At 74.0% G+C, this 16,343-nt stretch carries 10 protein-coding genes and 1 riboswitch; of the genes, 1 reads left to right on the plus strand and 9 read right to left on the minus strand.

The window, feature by feature from the left end:
* Nucleotides 1-9 precede the first annotated feature (9 nt).
* On the minus strand, nt 10-915 hold the full coding sequence (locus ACH45N_RS16170; protein WP_397395604.1) for a LysR family transcriptional regulator: 906 nt from the start codon (nt 913-915) through the stop codon (nt 10-12).
* 51 nt (nt 916-966) lie between these two features.
* Nucleotides 967-1,671 (minus strand): type 1 glutamine amidotransferase domain-containing protein, encoded by a 705-nt coding sequence (locus ACH45N_RS16175; RefSeq protein WP_397395606.1) that lies wholly within the window; start codon nt 1,669-1,671, stop codon nt 967-969.
* A gap of 125 nt (nt 1,672-1,796) precedes the next feature.
* Nucleotides 1,797-1,900, plus strand: a riboswitch (SAM riboswitch).
* Between the two features lie 8 nt (nt 1,901-1,908).
* Between ACH45N_RS16175 and metE the strand changes: the two genes are divergently transcribed.
* Complete coding sequence (gene metE, locus ACH45N_RS16180; RefSeq protein WP_397395608.1) at nt 1,909-4,368, plus strand: 5-methyltetrahydropteroyltriglutamate--homocysteine S-methyltransferase; 2,460 nt, start codon at nt 1,909-1,911, stop codon at nt 4,366-4,368.
* 83 nt (nt 4,369-4,451) lie between these two features.
* On the opposite strand, the gene ACH45N_RS16185 is transcribed toward metE, so the two are convergent.
* The 7 genes from ACH45N_RS16185 to ACH45N_RS16215 all read right to left on the minus strand — a co-directional run bounded on the left by ACH45N_RS16185 (nt 4,452) and on the right by ACH45N_RS16215 (nt 16,161).
* The gene (locus ACH45N_RS16185; RefSeq protein WP_397395610.1) at nt 4,452-6,050 is read right to left on the minus strand and encodes a ricin-type beta-trefoil lectin domain protein; all 1,599 of its coding nucleotides are present in this window, start codon (nt 6,048-6,050) and stop codon (nt 4,452-4,454) included.
* Nucleotides 6,051-6,326: 276 nt separating this feature from the next.
* A complete protein-coding gene (locus ACH45N_RS16190) occupies nt 6,327-10,718 on the minus strand; it encodes a GH92 family glycosyl hydrolase (RefSeq protein WP_397395612.1) in 4,392 nt (1,463 codons plus the stop codon).
* Nucleotides 10,719-10,820: 102 nt separating this feature from the next.
* The gene (locus tag ACH45N_RS16195; RefSeq protein ID WP_397395614.1) at nt 10,821-11,822 is read right to left on the minus strand and encodes a LacI family DNA-binding transcriptional regulator; all 1,002 of its coding nucleotides are present in this window, start codon (nt 11,820-11,822) and stop codon (nt 10,821-10,823) included.
* A gap of 4 nt (nt 11,823-11,826) precedes the next feature.
* Complete coding sequence (locus ACH45N_RS16200; protein ID WP_397395616.1) at nt 11,827-13,077, minus strand: sugar ABC transporter permease; 1,251 nt, start codon at nt 13,075-13,077, stop codon at nt 11,827-11,829.
* The gene (locus ACH45N_RS16205; protein ID WP_397395618.1) at nt 13,074-13,922 is read right to left on the minus strand and encodes an ATP-binding cassette domain-containing protein; all 849 of its coding nucleotides are present in this window, start codon (nt 13,920-13,922) and stop codon (nt 13,074-13,076) included. The genes ACH45N_RS16200 and ACH45N_RS16205 overlap by 4 nt, the downstream gene beginning before the upstream one ends.
* Nucleotides 13,919-15,046 (minus strand): substrate-binding domain-containing protein, encoded by a 1,128-nt coding sequence (locus tag ACH45N_RS16210; RefSeq protein ID WP_397395620.1) that lies wholly within the window; start codon nt 15,044-15,046, stop codon nt 13,919-13,921. Before ACH45N_RS16210 ends, ACH45N_RS16205 begins: the two co-directional genes overlap by 4 nt.
* Nucleotides 15,043-16,161, minus strand: coding sequence for an ROK family transcriptional regulator (locus tag ACH45N_RS16215; RefSeq protein ID WP_377231174.1), 1,119 nt, complete (start codon nt 16,159-16,161; stop codon nt 15,043-15,045). The genes ACH45N_RS16210 and ACH45N_RS16215 overlap by 4 nt, the downstream gene beginning before the upstream one ends.
* Between the last annotated feature and the right edge of the window lie 182 nt (nt 16,162-16,343).

Consider the following 16,343-nt stretch of genomic DNA (forward strand, 5'->3'; position numbering starts at 1 on the left):
CATGACCGGCTAGAGGCTCCCCCACTCCGCGGCGGCCTCGGTCACCCGCGCCCGGACGGCGGCGACCGCCGGCCCGTGCGGCACGCCGCGGCGCCCCGCGAGGTACAGCGTGTTCAGCGGCGGCGCCTCGGGGTGGTGGAGCTCGACCACCTGCCCGGCGTCCAGCGCCGACGCGACCAGGTACCGCGGCAGCACGGACACGCCCGCGCCGGCCGCGACGGCGGCGAGCACGGCGCGCAGGTCGGGCACCACCAGGGCCGTCGTGTTCGGCGGGCGCCGGCCGAACTCGCTGCGCCAGTACCGGCGCACGATCGGCAGGTCCTCCGCGTACGCGACCAGCGGCAGGTGCGCCAGGGCGGCCACGGGGTCGGCCGCCAGGCGCACCGGGTCGACCGTGTGGGCCAGCGCCGGCGGCCCGACGAGCAGGAACTCCTCGTCGACCAGCGGCGTCGCCACCACGACGTCCTGCCGCGGGCGCACCGAGGACACGACCAGGTCGAGGTGTCCGGCCGCCAGCGCCGCCAACAGCTCGTCGCCGAGCCCGAGCGTGGTGCGGAGCTGGAGCCCCTGCGCGACGAGCCGCGCGAGCGCCGGCAGCACACGGACCGTCATCAGCTCGGCGGCCCCGCCGATCCGGACGAGCCCGCGCACCGCCGGCTCGACGTCGCGGGGGCCGAGGGCCGACCGGAGCCCGTCCACGTGGAGCCCCACCTCGGCGGCCAGCGCCACGGCGCGCTCCGTGGGCTCCGCGCCGCGGCGGGACCGCACGAACAGGCGGGTGCTGAGCTGTTCCTCCAGGCGGGCGAGCTGCCCGGTGACGGCGGGCTGGCTCACGCCCAGCCGCTCGGCCGCCGCCGACAGCGACCCGGTGCGGTAGACCTCCAGGAAGGTGGCGAGGAGGTCGAGACCCGGCACCGGCACCACCCTCCGTCGTCGTCCCCTGTCCGAGCCACAGGCTAGCCCGGCTCAGCGTGCCGCGAGCGCCTTCAGCACCGCCTCGGCGGCGGCCGCGCTGGACTGCGGGTTCTGCCCGGTGATCAGGTTGCCGTCCTGGACCACGGTGCTGCTCCAGGGCGCGCCGACCTGGACGACGGCGCCGCGCTCGCGCAGCCGCGACTCGACGAGGTAGGGCGCGGCGTCGCCGAGGCCGCCCTGGCGCTCCTCCTCGTCCGTGAACGAGGTGAGCGCCCGGCCCGCGTAGGCGAAGACGCCGTCCGGCCCCTGGGCGCTGAGCAGCGCGGCGACGCCGTGGCACAGCGCGCCCACGGTCGTGTCGCGGTCGTTCGCGGTGAGCAGCAGGCGGCCGAGGTCGGCGTCGTGCGCGAGGTCCGCCATCGGGGCGTGGCCGCCCGGGAGGTAGATCGCGTCGTAACCGGCGGCGTCGACGTCGGCCAGCGTGAGCGGGTGGGCGAGCTGGTCGGCGATGCCGTCGAGGTAGGCGCGGAACTCCGCCGCGTCGGCGGCGGGCACCCCGCCGCGCTCGTCCAGGCTGACCGCGTCGACCGTGGGCGCCACGCCCCCCGGGGTCGCGACGTCGACCTGCGCGCCGGCCGCGGTGAGCACGCGGTGGGAGGCGGCGACCTCCTCGGCCCAGTAGCCGGTGGGGTGCTCGGTGCCGTCGGCCAGGCGCAGGCTGCTCGCGGCGGAGACGACCATCAGAATCTTTGTCATGACGTCAGAATCCATCACCGGATGCCGAACCTGGCGGTCAGAGCCATCACCAAACTTATGGCTCCGATTTGTCCGAGGCGTGGACGGTTTGCCGACCACATCCCGGGCATGCCTACGATCAAGTCTCATCATCCAGAGCGGTCGAGAGTCCTGGCTCCACGACACCGCAGCAACCTACCTCCGAGGCGCCAATCTCGGGGCAAGGTGCTAACGCCAGGTCCGATGGAGCTGATACGCATGGCAGTCACGAACCCGCACCTTCCCACCGCCACGATCCTGGGCTACCCGCGCATCGGCCGGAGGCGCGAGCTCAAGCGCGCCGTCGAGTCCTTCTGGGCCGGCCGCACCACCGCCGACGAGCTGGAGGCGACCGCCCGCGACCTGCGGCAGACCACCGCGCGCCGCCTCGTCGACCTGGGCCTGGACGCCGGCAACGCTGCCGTCCCCGGCTCGTTCTCGTACTACGACCAGGTGCTCGACGCCGTCGCGCTGCTGGGCGCCGTACCCGACCGCTTCGCGGGGCTCACCACGGACGAGGGCCGCCTGCCGCTGTCCGCCTACTTCACGGTGGCGCGCGGCGAGGGCGACAACGCGCCGCTCGAGATGACCAAGTGGTTCGACACGAACTACCACTACCTGGTCCCGGAGATCGGGCCGGACACCCCGATCGGGTTCGTCGACGACCGCGCGGTGCGCGAGTTCACCGAGCTGGCGCACCCGGCCGACGGCGGCCAGGCCGTCGTGACCCGCCCCGCGTTCGTGGGGCCGGTGACCTTCCTGCTGCTGAGCAAGGCTGCTGGGCCCTCTGCCGCGGCTCTGCGGGGCTCGCAAGCTCACTCCTCAGCCGCAGGCGACACCCCGGACGGCTTCCGCCCGCTCGACCGGCTCGACGACGTCGTCGCCGCGTACGCCGACCTGCTGCGCGCGCTGGCCGCCGCGGGCGCGCCGTGGGTGCAGCTCGACGAGCCCGCCCTGGTCACCGACCTGCTGGACGTCCCGTTCGACGAGGTGGCCGACGCCGTCCGCCGGGCCTACACCCGCCTCGCGACCGAGCTCTCCCCCGCCGGCTCCGGGGCCGACGGGGTCGACGGGGTCACCGCCGAGCGCCCCGCGATCCTCGTCACGGCCCCGTACGGCGACCTGCGCAGCGAGGCCGGCGACGGGCTCGCCCTGCTGGCCGGCACCGATGTCGAGGCGATCGCGATCGACCTGGTGCGCGGCGCCGTGCCGACCGGCCCGGTCCCCGGCCTGGAGAACAAGACCCTGGTCGCCGGCGCGATCGACGGCCACAACATCTGGCGTGCCGACCTCGACGCCCGTCTGACCGTCGTGGAGGGCCTCGCGGCCCCGGGCACGGGCGTCGGCGCCGGTGCCCTGGCCGTCGGCACCTCGACGTCGCTGCTGCACGTGCCGCACGACGTCGCCGACGAGCCCCGCCTCGACGCGGACCTGACGTCGTGGCTCGCGTTCGCCGACCAGAAGGTCGCCGAGGTCGTCACGCTGGCCACCGCGCTGACCGACGGCCGCACCGCGGTCGCGGACCGGCTCGCGGAGTCGACGGCGGCGGTGCGCTCCCGCGCCGCCGCGCCCGGCGTCGTCGTCCCCACGGTGCGCGAGCGCACCGCCGCACTGACCGCGGCAGACGTCGAGCGCGCGCCGTACGCGGAGCGGGCGGCCGCGCAGCAGGCGCGGCTGAACCTGCCGCCGCTGCCGACCACGACCATCGGGTCGTTCCCGCAGACGGCCGAGATCCGCAGCACGCGCGCCGCGTGGGTACGGGGCGAGCTGTCCGACGCCGACTACACGGCGGCGATGCGCGCCGAGATCGCGAGCACGGTCGCGCTCCAGGAGGAGCTGGGCCTGGACGTGCTGGTGCACGGCGAGCCCGAGCGCAACGACATGGTGCAGTACTTCGCGGAGCAGCTCGACGGCTTCGCGACGACGGTCAACGGCTGGGTGCAGTCGTACGGCTCCCGGTGCGTGCGGCCGCCGATCCTGTGGGGCGACGTGTCCCGGCCCGCGCCGCTGACGGTCGAGTGGACGGCGTACGCGGCGTCCCTGACGTCACGGCCGGTCAAGGGCATGCTCACGGGCCCGGTCACCATCCTGGCCTGGTCGTTCGTGCGCGACGACCAGCCGTTGGGCGACACCGCCGACCAGGTCGCCCTGGCGCTGCGCGACGAGGTGACGGACCTGGAGGCGGCGGGCATCGGCGTCGTGCAGGTGGACGAGCCGGCGCTGCGCGAGCTGCTGCCCCTGCGCCGCTCGGCGCACCCGGGCTACCTCGACTGGTCGGTGCGCTCGTTCCGGCTCTCGACCGCCGGGGCCGACACCGCCACGCAGGTGCACACGCACCTGTGCTACTCGGAGTTCGGGCAGGTCATCGGCGCGATCGACGGCCTGGACGCCGACGTGACGTCGGTGGAGGCGGCGCGCTCCCGCATGGAGATCGTGCCCGAGCTGGCCGACGCCGGGTACGGCCGCGGGATCGGGCCGGGCGTCTACGACATCCACAGCCCGCGCGTGCCGTCGGTGCAGGAGGTGACCGACCTGGTCGAGCTCGCCGCGAAGTCGATCGACCCGCGGCTGGTCTGGGTCAACCCGGACTGCGGCCTGAAGACCCGCGCCTACGCGGAGACCAAGGAGTCCCTCGCCAACCTGGTGACGGCGGCAAGGACGGTCCGCGCCACCCTCTGACCCCCGATCGTTGAGTGCTGGGTATGTGTTGCGTCAGCTGCATCTGAAGCGCAAATACCCAGCACTCAACGGGTTCTTGGGGGTCAGCCCACGCGCCACTTCTGGGCCGCGGTGCCGTTGCAGGTCCAGATCTGGAGCTGCGTGCCGTTCGCGCTGTTGCTGTTCGGCACGTCCACGCACTTGTTCGCGAGGATCGAGACCAGGTCCCCCGCCCCGCTCAGCGTGAACTGCTGGGCCGGGTTGCCGCTGCAGTTGGCGAGCTGCACGGGCGTGCCGTCGCCGGTGTTGGCCCCGGCCACGTCCATGCAAAGGCCGCCGGCCCGCAGCGTCCCGTCGGCCTGGAACGTCCAGTTCTGCGCACCCGTGCCGTTGCAGGTCCACAGCTGCAGCCGCTTGCCGTCGGTGAACTCCGAGTTCGGCACGTCGATGCACTTGCCGGCCAGCCCGACGAGCGGCCGGCCCCCGCTGCCGCCGCCCGTGGTGGTGAGCTGCAGCCCGTACGCGCTCAGGATCGGGTTGACCGGCTGGTAGATGAACCGGCCGTTCGTCGAGCAGTCGCCGATGCGGCCCGAGGTGACACCCTGCGCCTGGTTGCCCGAGAGCACCGAGCCGCCCGAGTCGCCGCCCTCGGCGCACGCCGAGCCGGTCGCCATGCCGGGGATGTCGCCGGAACCGTAGTTGATGGTCACGTTCTTCTCCTGGATGACGCCGCAGCGCCAGCCCGTGGTGCGGCCCGACCGGCACACGGCCGCGCCGATGCCCTGCTCCGCGGAGCCCGCGACCGCCGTCGTGCCGCCCGCGTAGTTGTTCACCGCCGGGGTGGGCGTCCAGCTGCTGTTGGTGCCGACCCAGGCCCAGTCGTGGCCGGGGAACGTGGAGCCGCGGTAGGTGCCGAGTGCGGCGCCGTCGGGGGCGTTGACCGGGTCGCCGGTCGAGCCGCAGTGCCCGGCCGTGACGAAGCCGCCGGAGACCGCGAAGCCGATCGAGCACAGCGTCACGTACCCGTTGCCGAGCGGCTTGTGGAACTCGTCGCCGCCACGGATGTCCCGCGCCGTCTGCGGCGCGACCTTCGACTTCTCCACCCGGACGACGCCGGCCGGCACGTCGGAGGCGGCGATCATCGCCTGGGCGGCCGCGACATCGGCCGCCTCGACCACCACCTCGTTGGTGGTCGGGTCCGCGTACCAGGCGTGCACCGAGGCGGGGGCGCCCACGTCGTCGAGGGCCTCCTTCCAGCCCGTCAGCTCCTCCAGGCTGTGTTCGACGACGACGGCGTCGGCGCCCGCGCGCTCGGCCACCTCTGCCGCCGCCGCGCTGGTCACGGCGACGCGCGGCGCGTCGGCGCCGTCAGGCAGCCAGGTACCCGCGTACCGGTCGCCGAGCGTCGCGGTCAGGTGCGCCTCGACGATCGCGGCGTCGGCGTCGCGGGCCAGGCGGCCGGGGATCTCGGCCCGCGTCAGGCCGAGGTCGCGCTCCATCGCGCCGACCTGGCCCTCGGGCAGGTTGTCGGGGGCGTCGGCGCCCCGGGCGTCCGCCGTGCTCTGCCCGTTCACCGTGGTTCGGGCGTCCTGCGGTGCCGGGGTCGCGCCCGCCGTGCTCGCGCCGGTCAGCGCCGTGCCGACCATCAGCACCGTTGCTGACAGCGCTATCAGGGAACGTGACGTTCTCAGGGATCGTGACATGGTGGTGTGCTCCTCATCAGGCCTGGGGAACCTCGTGTGCCTGGGAGCGTATTGATGCCGCCCCACCACCAGAACGGGTGGGACGGCCCTGTGTGGAAAGTACCTATCCATCCCTTATGCGGAACCATCCCTTGTGCGGACGCCACGACCCACACTGAGCCGGGTCGCCCCGTCAGGTCCGTTCTGAGATCGGTCGGATGCGATGAGACCGGTCACTCAACTGACCGCTCTCATCGCATCCGACCGATCTCACAACAGAACCCCGCAGTGTCCAGGTCAGCCGCAGGCGGCCGCCTGGTACGGCACGGTCACCGTCTCGGTCGCCTTCTCGCCGTCGACGGTCGCCGTCACGACGGCGGTCACCGCGCCGGTGCCGACCTGCGCCGAGCCCCGCTCGAACGTCAGCTCGCCGCCACCCTTCAGGGTCTCGCTCCCGAAGTCGGACGTGACCCGGACGGTCGCGCCCTCGGCGTCGTCCACCACGACCCGCAGCGTCGAGTCACCGTCGACGCAGGCCGGAGCGGCCCACACCGTGACGCCGCCCGCCGTGTCCCCCGCCTGGTCGGCGGCGCGGGTCTCGGCCCGCGCCTCGGCGTCCGGTGTCGCGGCGGCCTGGAGCGGCAGCTCGTCGGCGCCGGCGCCCTGGTCGGCCAGGAGCTGCACCTCGGCCAGCGACAGGTCGCCCGCCGCGTCGCCGCCGCCCGCACCGCCGGACGACTCCTCGACCACGATCCGCAGGTGCCCGTACTCCGCCGGGTCGTCGACCTGGAACGTCCGGGTCTGCAGCGCCCAGCGGAACGCCTCGCCGTCCCGCTCGTCGAGCACGGTCCAGCTCTCGCCGTCGTCCGACCCCTCCAGCCGCCAGGCCGACGGCGCCGCCGTGCCCGCGACGCCCGAGGTCAGCGTGTACGTGCCGACCGTGGCCGTCGTGCCAGACCCGTCCCAGGTGATCGTCGGGGTCGCCGTGGCGAAGGTGGTGTGCGTGGCCGACGTGTCGTCCACGAGCGCGTCGGCGTCGGCGGCGGAGCCGCCGGCGTCCCCGCCGCCGTCCCCGCCCTCGGAGACCGTCACCGTGCCCGTCCCGGTCGCGTCCCGGTCCGGCGTCGGCGGCTCGTCGCCCTCGGTGAGCGACGGCGGCGCGTCGTCCGCCCCGGTGCCCCACGACGACGGCTCCGGCCCCATCACGAAGTCCAGCCGGGCGCCGCCCGACAGGTCCGCCTGGGACAGCGACGTCGACGTGCGCGACCGTCCGTCCACGCGCAGCGACTGCACGTAGACGTTCTCCACGGAGTTGTGCCGCGCGTTGATCACGAGGTCGCCGTCCGGCAGGTGCACGGTCGCCTTGTCGAACAGCGGCGAGCCGATCGCGTACTGGTCGGAGCCGACCTGCAGCGGGTAGAAGCCGAGCGCGGCGAAGATCCACCACGACGACATCTCGCCGTTGTCCTCGTCGCCCGGGTAGCCCTGGCCGATCTCGCTGCCCACGAACAGGCGACGCGTGACCTCCCGGACGATCTCCTGGGTCTTGTGCGGCGCGCCCGCGGCGTCGTACAGCCACGGGATGTGGTGCGAGACCTGGTTGCTCATGCCCCACTGGCCGAGCCGGATGTCCCGCGCCTCGCGCATCTCGTGGATGACGCCGCCGTAGCCGCCGGTGTGCGTGGCGTCCTCGGGGGTGGCGAAGAAGGTGTCGAGCTTGTCCTCCAGGCCGTCCTGCCCGCCGTAGAGGTTGCCGAGACCGCGCGGGTCCTGCGGCGCGTGGAACGAGAAGTTCCAGCCGCTGGTCTCGGTGTAGCCGCCGCCCCACGTGCGCGGGTCGTAGTCCTCGGGCGCGTTGAGGAACGACCCGTCGGCGTGCCGGGGCTGGAAGAAGTCGATCGCCGGGTCGAAGAGCTCGCCGTAGTGCGTGGCGCGCTCCAGGAAGTAGGCCGACTCCTCCCGCAGCGTCGCGCGCCGCTCCCGCGGCGTGCGCCGGTCCTCCGCGAGCGCCGCGGCCATGTTGCCGATGCCGAAGTCGTTGATCAGCCCCTCCAGGCCCCAGGAGACGGACTCGTGGGTGCTCTCCGGCGTGAAGCCGAGGAACGGCGAGGTCTCCAGGCCCTTGCGACCCACCGCGTTGTTCGGCGGCGCCACGGTGCCGTTCCTCAGCGCGGCGTCGTAGGCGTCGAGCGCCTTGTCGGTGGGCAGGGAGCCCTTGAGGTAGGCGTCGGCGAACGCGACGTCGGACGACGTGCCCGTCATCAGGTCGGCGTAGCCCGGCGAGGACCAGCGGGCGATCCAGCCGCCGTCGCGGTACTGCTGCGTGAACCCGTCGACCAGCTCCGCGGCGACGTCCGGGTACAGGAACGAGTACGCGGGCCAGGCCGTGCGGTAGGTGTCCCAGAACCCGTTGTTCACGTAGATCTTGCCGTCGACGAGCTTCGCGTTCGTCGTGGTGTCGGTCGCCTCACCGGACGGCGCGGTGACGGGGCTCGCGTACTGGTACACGGGCCGCTTGGCGGTGCCGGTGTTCTCGAACTGCGAGTTCGGGTACAGGTTGAGGCGGTACAGGTTGGAGTACAACGTGACGAGCTCGTCCTCGCTGCCGCCCTCCGTCTCGATCACGCCGAGCCGGTCGTTCCACTCCCGCTCGGCCGCCCGCCGGACCTTCTCGAAGGACCGGCCCGTGACCTCCAGGGCGAGGTTGGCACGCGCCTGCTCCAGCCCGATGAACGACGTCGCCACGCGCAGCTCGACCGTGCGGTCGACGCTCGTGTCGAACGTCGCGTACCGGGCGCCGGCGCGGTCGCCCGCGGCCTCGCCCACCGCCGACGGCGCGCGGTCGAACGTGCCCGCCACGTACATGCGGGTGCGGCCGACCGACAGGCCGCTGCCGTTCTCGACCCAGCCGGTCAGCTCGCCCGTGGCGGCGTCGAACGACAGCTTCGAGGAGCCGGCGACGCGGTCGACGAGCACGTGGCCGGCGTCGGCCCCGGCATCGGCGTCGGCGTCGGCCCCGGCATCGGCGTCGGCGTCGGCGGGGAACGTGTACCGCAGCACCGCCGCGTGGTCGGTGGGCGTCACCTCGGCCTTGATCCCGTCGGCGAACGTCACGCCGTAGTAGTCAGGGCGGGCGGTCTCGTCGGCGTGGTCGAACGCCAGGCCGCGCGCGTCCAGGCTGCCGTCGGGCACGCCCGCGCCGGTGGCGGGCTGGAAGGCGAGCTGGTTGCGGTCGCCCATCCAGGGGCTGGGCTCGTGCGAGATGCCGATGCCCTGCAGCACGGGGCGGTTCTGCTCGTCGTTGGCGGCCTGGTACTCGTACAACCAGCTCTGCGAGGAGGCGTTGGTCAGCGGCGTCCAGAAGTTGAAGCCGTTCGGCACGGCCGTGGCCGGCACGTTGTTGCCGCGCGAGAACGACCCGCTGGACAGGGTGCCGCGGCGCGTGTCGACGTAGTGGGTCAGGCTGTCCCCATCGATGCGCTCGGGCCTCGCCTCGATCGCGACGTCGTCCAGCCAGCCGGCGAACTTCGTCGCGGCCGTGCCGCCGTCGTTGTCGTAGCCCAGCAGCACCTGGTCGACCGTCTTCCCGCGCGCGACCGACCCGAGGTCGACCCGCACGGAGTTCCACTGGTCGGCGTACAGGATCTTGCCCGCGCCCTGCCCGGCGGCCGTCGCGGCCGTCCCGTGCGCGTCGCGCGCGCCCAGGTCGGACAGGTAGGTGCCGTCGGTGAACCTCAGGTCCACGCTCGCGGAGGTGGACGGGTACTGCAGGTCGCCCAGCAGCTCCGGGAAGATCTTCCAGCTCAGCCGGGTGTCACGGCCCACGCGGACGTCGACGTCGTCGTACAGCACGTTGGTCGCGTGCGCCGGGCCGTCGGCCTGGTGGCCGCCGTCGTACCGCAGCGAGCGGGTGCCGGTGAAGCCGACGCCCTTCTTGTTCGTGAAGTCCACCGTGGTGGGCCCGGAGCCGACGGCGGTGGTCATCGGCCGGTCCGCGGGCTGCTCGGAGAGGTCGGCGGACAGGTCCCAGTCGGCGAGCTGCACGATGCCCGCGCCCGCGTTCTGCGTCACGTCCAGGCGGAACCAGGTGTACGCGGCGGTCGGCGCGTCCAGCTCGAAGACCCGCTGCTGGAACCGGTCCTCGAAGGCCTCGCCGCTGCGCTGGTCGATCGTCTCCCAGGTCTCGCCGTCGGTCGAACCCTGCAGCGTCCAGTTGCGCGGGTCGCGGTCGGCGAAGTCGTTCGCGGAGGTCAGCGCGTAGGCCGTGACCACGGTCGGCTCGGTCATCTCGTAGGTGGCCCACCCCGTGCGTGCGAACGTCAGCCACTTGGTGGCCGACGACGCGTCCGCCAGGTTGGCCGCGCCCTCGTTCGGCAGGTTCTCCGCGCTCGCCGCGACGGCGGAGACGCGGTCCAGCACGCTGCCGGGCAGCCCCACGACGAACTCGCCGACGTTGTCCTGCCACGGCGCGCCGTCGCGCTGCGCCGGCGTGGACTCCAGCGGAGCGGCGTCGTCGTCCTCGAAGGAGGTGGCGAAGTCGCCGCCGGCTCCCCCGCCCGGCGACGTCAGGGCGGCGTCGGCGGGGACGGCGAACGCGGCGCCCGAGGGCACCGCGAGCAGCAGGGCAAGTACTCCCGAGAGAGCGGCGGCCGCCTGCCGGGATCTGGCTCGGCCGGTGACTATGGACATGGGTGGTCTCCCTCGTCGGCTGACAGCGCTGTCGCGTGCCGAACGTAGGTGCAGGCCAGGCCCGGTGTCAACGGGGCGCCGCGGGGACCACGAGCCGGTCGCTCAGCGGGGCGGCCGCTCGCCGCTGCCGCGGGTGACGACCCGCGTGGGCAGCACCACCTGCTCGACCGTCCGGTCGGCGTCGGCGGACCGCGCGACGGCGAGCTCCGCGGCCCGCCGCCCCATCTCCACGGCGTCGTAGGCCACCACGGTGATGCCCAGCAGGTCGGCGAGCTCGAAGTCGTCGAAGCCGACCACGGCGACGTCCGAGCCGCCCGGCGTGTCGCGCAGCGCCTGGAGCGTGCCGACGGTGGCCCGGTTGTTCGCGGCGAGGATCGCGGTGGGCGGCTCGGGCGCCGCGAGCAGCTCCAGCGCCAGGTCGCGGGCGGCCGCGGCGTCGTGGGCGCCGGAGCGGACCCAGCGGTCGGCGTCGGTCACCCCGGCGTCGCGCATGGCGGCGAGGAACTCGTCGCTGCGCTCCTGGTAGGTCCACAGGTGGGGTTCGTCGCCCACGAACGCGATGCGGCGGTGGCCGTGCGCGAGCAGGTGCCCGACGGCGGCGCGCGTGCCGCCCCGGTTGTCGATGACCACGGTGTCGACGTCCATCCCGGCCGCCGGCCGGTCCACGACCACCACGGGCAGGCCGGCCGCGATCTCGCCGCGCAGCGCCGAGTGGTCGGCACCGGCGGGCGTGACGATCAGGGCGCCGACCCGCCGTTCGAGCAGCTCGCCCGTCAGGGACGCCTCGCGCTCGGGGTCCTCGTCCGACGACGCCGTCAGGAGCTGCAGCCCGTGCTCGCGCAGCTCGCGCTCGATGCCGCTGGCCAGGGCGGAGTAGAACTCGTTGGCCAGGTCGCCGGTGATGAACCCGACCAGCCGCGAGAGGCCGCCCCGGGCCAGGTCGGCGGCCACGGCATTGCGGCGGAAGCCCAGCGACGCCGCGGCGTCCTGCACGCGCTCGCGCGTCGCGGACGCCACGTTGGGCTCCCCGTTCAGCACCCGGGAGGCGGTCTTCAGGCTCACCCCGGCGGCCTGCGCCACCACTGCCAGCGTCGGTCGACGCATCACCTCAGGCCTCCCGTCGCTTGCGCAGCAGCATGTCGATGATGATCGCCAGCAGCAGGACCGCACCGGTGACCATGTACCGCGCGGCCTGGTCCACGTTCATCAGCGTGAGCCCGTTGGCGATCGACTGGATCACCAGCACGCCGAGCACCGCCGACCAGGCGCTGCCCCGCCCGCCGAACAGGCTGGTGCCGCCGATCACGGCCGCGGCGATCGCCACGAGGTAGGTGTCCGCACCCCCGGTCCCCTGGTTCGCGGCGCCCAGCCGTCCCGCGGCGAGGACGCCGCCCAGCGCGGCCAGCGTCGAGCAGGCGACGAAGCACAGCACCACCGTGCGCTGCACGGGCACGCCGGCGAGCATCGCCGCCCGCCGGTCGCCGCCCACCGCGCGCACCGACCGCCCCCACCGGGTACGGCGCAGCAGCACGTCCGTGACCACGACGAGGCCGGCGAACAGGACCACGGTGTAGCCGATGCCGCGGGCCGTGCCCAGGTAGGCGACGATCGCCGACAGCACGGCGGCCAGCACCAGGGTGCGCACCACGATCTGGGGCACGCTCGCGCAGGCGAGGTCCGCCCTGCGGCGTCGGACCCGGGCCACGACCTGCACCGTCGCCGTGGTCGCGACCACGACCACCACGAGCGCCCAGGCCATGGCGGGCGAGAGGAAGCCCTGCTGCACCGACCGGACGAACCACGACTCGAACGGCAGGTTGATCGACCCGTACGGCCCGAGCACCCGCAGCTGCACCCCGGCCAGGAACAGCAGGCCGGCCAGGGTGAAGACGAAGCTCGGCAGCCCGAGCCGCGTCGAGAGCGCGCCGTACGCCAGCCCGACCACCACCCCGCACGCCAGCGCGGCGAGGATCGCGAGCGCCACGGGCCACCCGAGCGTCACGGAGCCGACGGCGACGACGGCCGCGGCGAGCCCGCTCACCGAGCCGACGGACAGGTCGATCTGGCCGACCAGCAGCACGAGCACGACGCCGAGGGCGATGACGCCGACGGGGGCGCTCTGCAGCGTGAGGTTGACCAGGTTCTCGGGGGCGAGGAACGCGGGGTTGACGGCGCCCATCACCAGCCAGATCACCACCAGCGCCCCGAGGATGGGGAGCAGGCTGTTGCCGCCGCGCACGCGCTGCCAGACGGCGCCGGTCAGGCCGCCCGTGCCGGCCAGGCCGGCACCGGTCAGACCTGCACCAGCCGGGCCCGTACCGGAGAGCCCGGCGCCGGTGCCGCCCTGCTGCGCGCTCATCGGCGCACCGCCCGGCCGGACTCGGCGCCGGACGCAGCACCGGACGCGGCACCCGACCCGGTGCCGGACGGGCCGCCGGTGCGCGCGCCGGAGCGGGCCCCGGTGTGCCTGGCTCCCGGGCGGACCGCGCCGGTCATGGCGGCGAGCAGGTCCTCGTAGGACGCGTCGCCGTCGAACACGTCGTGCACGCGGCCGAGCCGCAGCACGAGGATGCGGTCGGCGACGGCCTGCAGGTCGCCCGCCTGGTGGCTGACCAGCACGACGGCGTGGCCGCGCTCCCGCAGCCGGACGATGAGGTTGAGCACCTCGGCGGTCTGGCGCACGCCGAGCGACGCCGTCGGCTCGTCCAGCACGACGACGCGCGGCGAGCCGAGCAGCGCGCGGGCCACGGCGACGGTCTGGCGCTGCCCGCCGGACAGGGTGCGGACGGGGTCGCGCACGCTGGGCACGCTGGCGGCGAGCTGGTCGAGCAGCCGCCACGCCTCGCGCTCCATGGCCACCTCGTCGAGCAGGGGCCCGCGCCGGGTCTCGTGCCCGAGGAAGAGGTTCTCGACGACGTCCAGGTCGTCCACGAGCGCGAGCTCCTGGAACACGGCGGCGATGCCGAGCGCGCGCGCGGCGGCGGGCGAGTCGAGCACCACGGGGCGCGCGTCGAGCAGCACCTGGCCGGCGTCGGGCCGGTGGGCGCCCGCGAGCACGCCCGCCAGGGTGGACTTGCCGGCCCCGTTGTCGCCGACGACGGCGAGCACCTCGTGCTCGTGGACGTCGGCGTCGACGTCCACCAGGGCGCGGACGCCGCCGAACCGCTTGGAGACGCCGCGCAGCGAGAGCACCGGGTCGCTCATGGGGTGGCCTCCCCGATCAGGCCCGCGCGCTCGCACGCGTCCCGGTAGGCGGGCACGCAGATCTCGTCCGTGGTGTACACGTGCCCGTCGACGATGACGTGCTCCACGTCGGCGGCGCCCACGGCGCGGGGGGCCAGGAGCACGGTGGGCACACCCTGGATGACCGCCGTGGTGCGCGGCTCCTCGCCGCGCAGCACGCGCACCGCGAGCTCCGCGGCTGTCTGGGCCTGCTGGTCGGTCGCCTTGTAGACCGTCATGTACTGGTCGCCCGCGATGATGCGCTGCACCGCGGACAGCTCGCCGTCCTGCCCGGTGGTGACCGGCACGGGGTCGAGGCCCGCGGCCTTGGCCGCGGCGATCGCGCCGCCCGCTATGCCGTCGTTGGCGGCGAGCACGCCGTCGACCTGCCCGGGGAACCGGGTGAGCATGGCCTCGGTCCACTCGGTGGCCTTGTCCGGGCTCCAGTCGGGCGTGTAGTACTCGGCGAGCACGTCGATGTCCTCTCCTTCGAGGGCGCGGCGGGTGCCGGCGGCGATGGCGAGCGCGTTGGGCTCGGTGGCCGATCCGTGCACCAGGAGCACCCCCGGCCGGTCCTCGGCGTCCGGTCCGGCGTCTGCGTCTGGTTCAGCTTCTGTCTCAGCGTCTCGTTCCGTGACGGCACCGGCAAGTGCCGAGCCCAGGAGGAAGCCGATGAACTCGTAGTCGTACGACACGTAGTAGTCCGCGCCGTCCACGAACCGATCGTAGGCGATCACCTGGGCTCCCAGCCGCTTGGCCTGCGCGACGATCCCGGCCGCGGCCACGGTGTCCACGGCGTCGAGCACCAGCACGTCGGCCCCCTGGGCGAGCATGGACTCCGCCTGCTGGAGCTGCGCGGCGGCGTCCTGCCCCGCGTTGGCGTAGAGCACGGTGCAGCCGGGGCACCGCCGGCCCGTGACGGACACGAAGGTCGGGTGGTCGGACGCCTCGTACCGCGCCGTCTGGGCCTCGGGCAGGAGCAGCCCGATCGTCCCCTCGTGCGGCACGCCGGCGGCTCCGGCGGGCTCGGACGGCGCGCACCCGCCCAGCCCGGCGACGAGCGCGAGCCCGGCGACGGCCGCCACGACCCTGGTCCGGCGGGTCATGAGCTCACCCCCAGGGAGCCGAACATCCGGGCCTGGTCGAGGGCCGCGGCGAGAGCGCCGCGGACGCCGGCGTCGGCCCCCAGCGCGGACGGGACCACCTCGACCGGGCCTCGCGACGTGGCGACGACGCGCTGGCCGAGCGAGGTGCGCAGCGGCTCGAGCAGCAGCTCCCCGGCCTCGGCGAGCTTGCCGCCGATCACCACGACGTCGGGGTCCACGAGGTTGCAGAGGTTGGCGAGGGCCACACCGAGGTGACGCCCGGCGTCGAACACGACCCGGCGGGAGCCGGCGTCGCCCTCGCGGGCTCGGGCGACCAGGTCGGCGAGGGTGAGGTGCCCCGCCTCGGGCGGGAGCATGGCGAGCAGGCTGGAGGCGCCGACCAGCATCTCGAGGCAGCCGCGGTTGCCGCAGCGGCAGACGGGGCCGTGCTCGTCGACGGACACGTGGCCGATCTCGCCCGCGACGCCGGACCGGCCGTGCACGGCGCGGCCGCCCAGGACGAGGCCGCCGCCCACGCCGTGGGAGACGCGGATGTAGGCGACCGAGTCGTGCCCGGCACCCGCGCCGAACCGGGCCTCCGCGATCGCGGCGAGCGTCGAGTCGTTGTCGGCCGTGACGGGCACGTCGAGCTCGGCGGCGAGGATGTCGTCGACGTGCACGCCGTCCCAGCCGCGCATCATGCCCACGGTGACGACCTGGCCCGTGCGGATGTCGACGGGCGCGGGCACCCCGACGCCGACGGCGAGCAGCTCGGACGGGTCGGCGTCGACGGACTCCAGCATCTCCCGGATCAGCATCGCGGTGCGCTGCAGCCCGGCGTCGGCGCGGTGGTCGGGGGCGAGCGGCATGCGCTGCTCGGCCAGGACCCGCATGGAGGCGTCCGCGAGCGCGACGCTGAGGGAGCGCATGCCGAACCGGATGCCGGCGACGACACCGAGGTTGCGTGCGAGGGTGACCTGGAGGGCGCGGCGGCCGTTGCGCACCGACTGCGACGTGTGCAGCACGCCCGCGACGGTGAGCTCCTTGACGATGTTCGAGATCGTGGCTGGGGACAGCCCTGTGACGCCGGCCAGCTCGATCTGCGTGAGAGAGCCACGCTGCTGGACGGCGCTCACGATCCGGGCTCGGTTGGCCTCACGCAGTGAGGTCTGCGAACCCGGTGTTACCCGATCCGCGCGCACAGCGCCCAGGGTAACCGCCTTCCGGCATGCTCCGGCGTGGAATCGGACTGGTATGACTGCTTTGGATACACGAACTGAACGTTCAGGTCACGATCCAGCGACGCTTGCGTTCATTT

Source organism: Promicromonospora sp. NPDC019610, from assembly GCF_044389365.1.
Taxonomy (GTDB): domain Bacteria; phylum Actinomycetota; class Actinomycetes; order Actinomycetales; family Cellulomonadaceae; genus Promicromonospora.

Excerpts from the sequence above, each read along its gene's own strand:
- ACH45N_RS16175 (WP_397395606.1), bottom strand. The coding sequence starts at position 1,671 with ATGACAAAGATTCTGATGGTCGTCTCCGCCGCGAGCAGCCTGCGCCTG.
- ACH45N_RS16185 (WP_397395610.1), bottom strand. The coding sequence starts at position 6,050 with ATGTCACGATCCCTGAGAACGTCACGTTCCCTGATAGCGCTGTCAGCA.
- metE (WP_397395608.1), top strand. The coding sequence starts at position 1,909 with ATGGCAGTCACGAACCCGCACCTTCCCACCGCCACGATCCTGGGCTAC.
- ACH45N_RS16190 (WP_397395612.1), bottom strand. The coding sequence starts at position 10,718 with ATGTCCATAGTCACCGGCCGAGCCAGATCCCGGCAGGCGGCCGCCGCT.
- ACH45N_RS16210 (WP_397395620.1), bottom strand. The coding sequence starts at position 15,046 with ATGACCCGCCGGACCAGGGTCGTGGCGGCCGTCGCCGGGCTCGCGCTC.
- ACH45N_RS16200 (WP_397395616.1), bottom strand. The coding sequence starts at position 13,077 with ATGAGCGCGCAGCAGGGCGGCACCGGCGCCGGGCTCTCCGGTACGGGC.
- ACH45N_RS16205 (WP_397395618.1), bottom strand. The coding sequence starts at position 13,922 with ATGAGCGACCCGGTGCTCTCGCTGCGCGGCGTCTCCAAGCGGTTCGGC.
- ACH45N_RS16195 (WP_397395614.1), bottom strand. The coding sequence starts at position 11,822 with ATGCGTCGACCGACGCTGGCAGTGGTGGCGCAGGCCGCCGGGGTGAGC.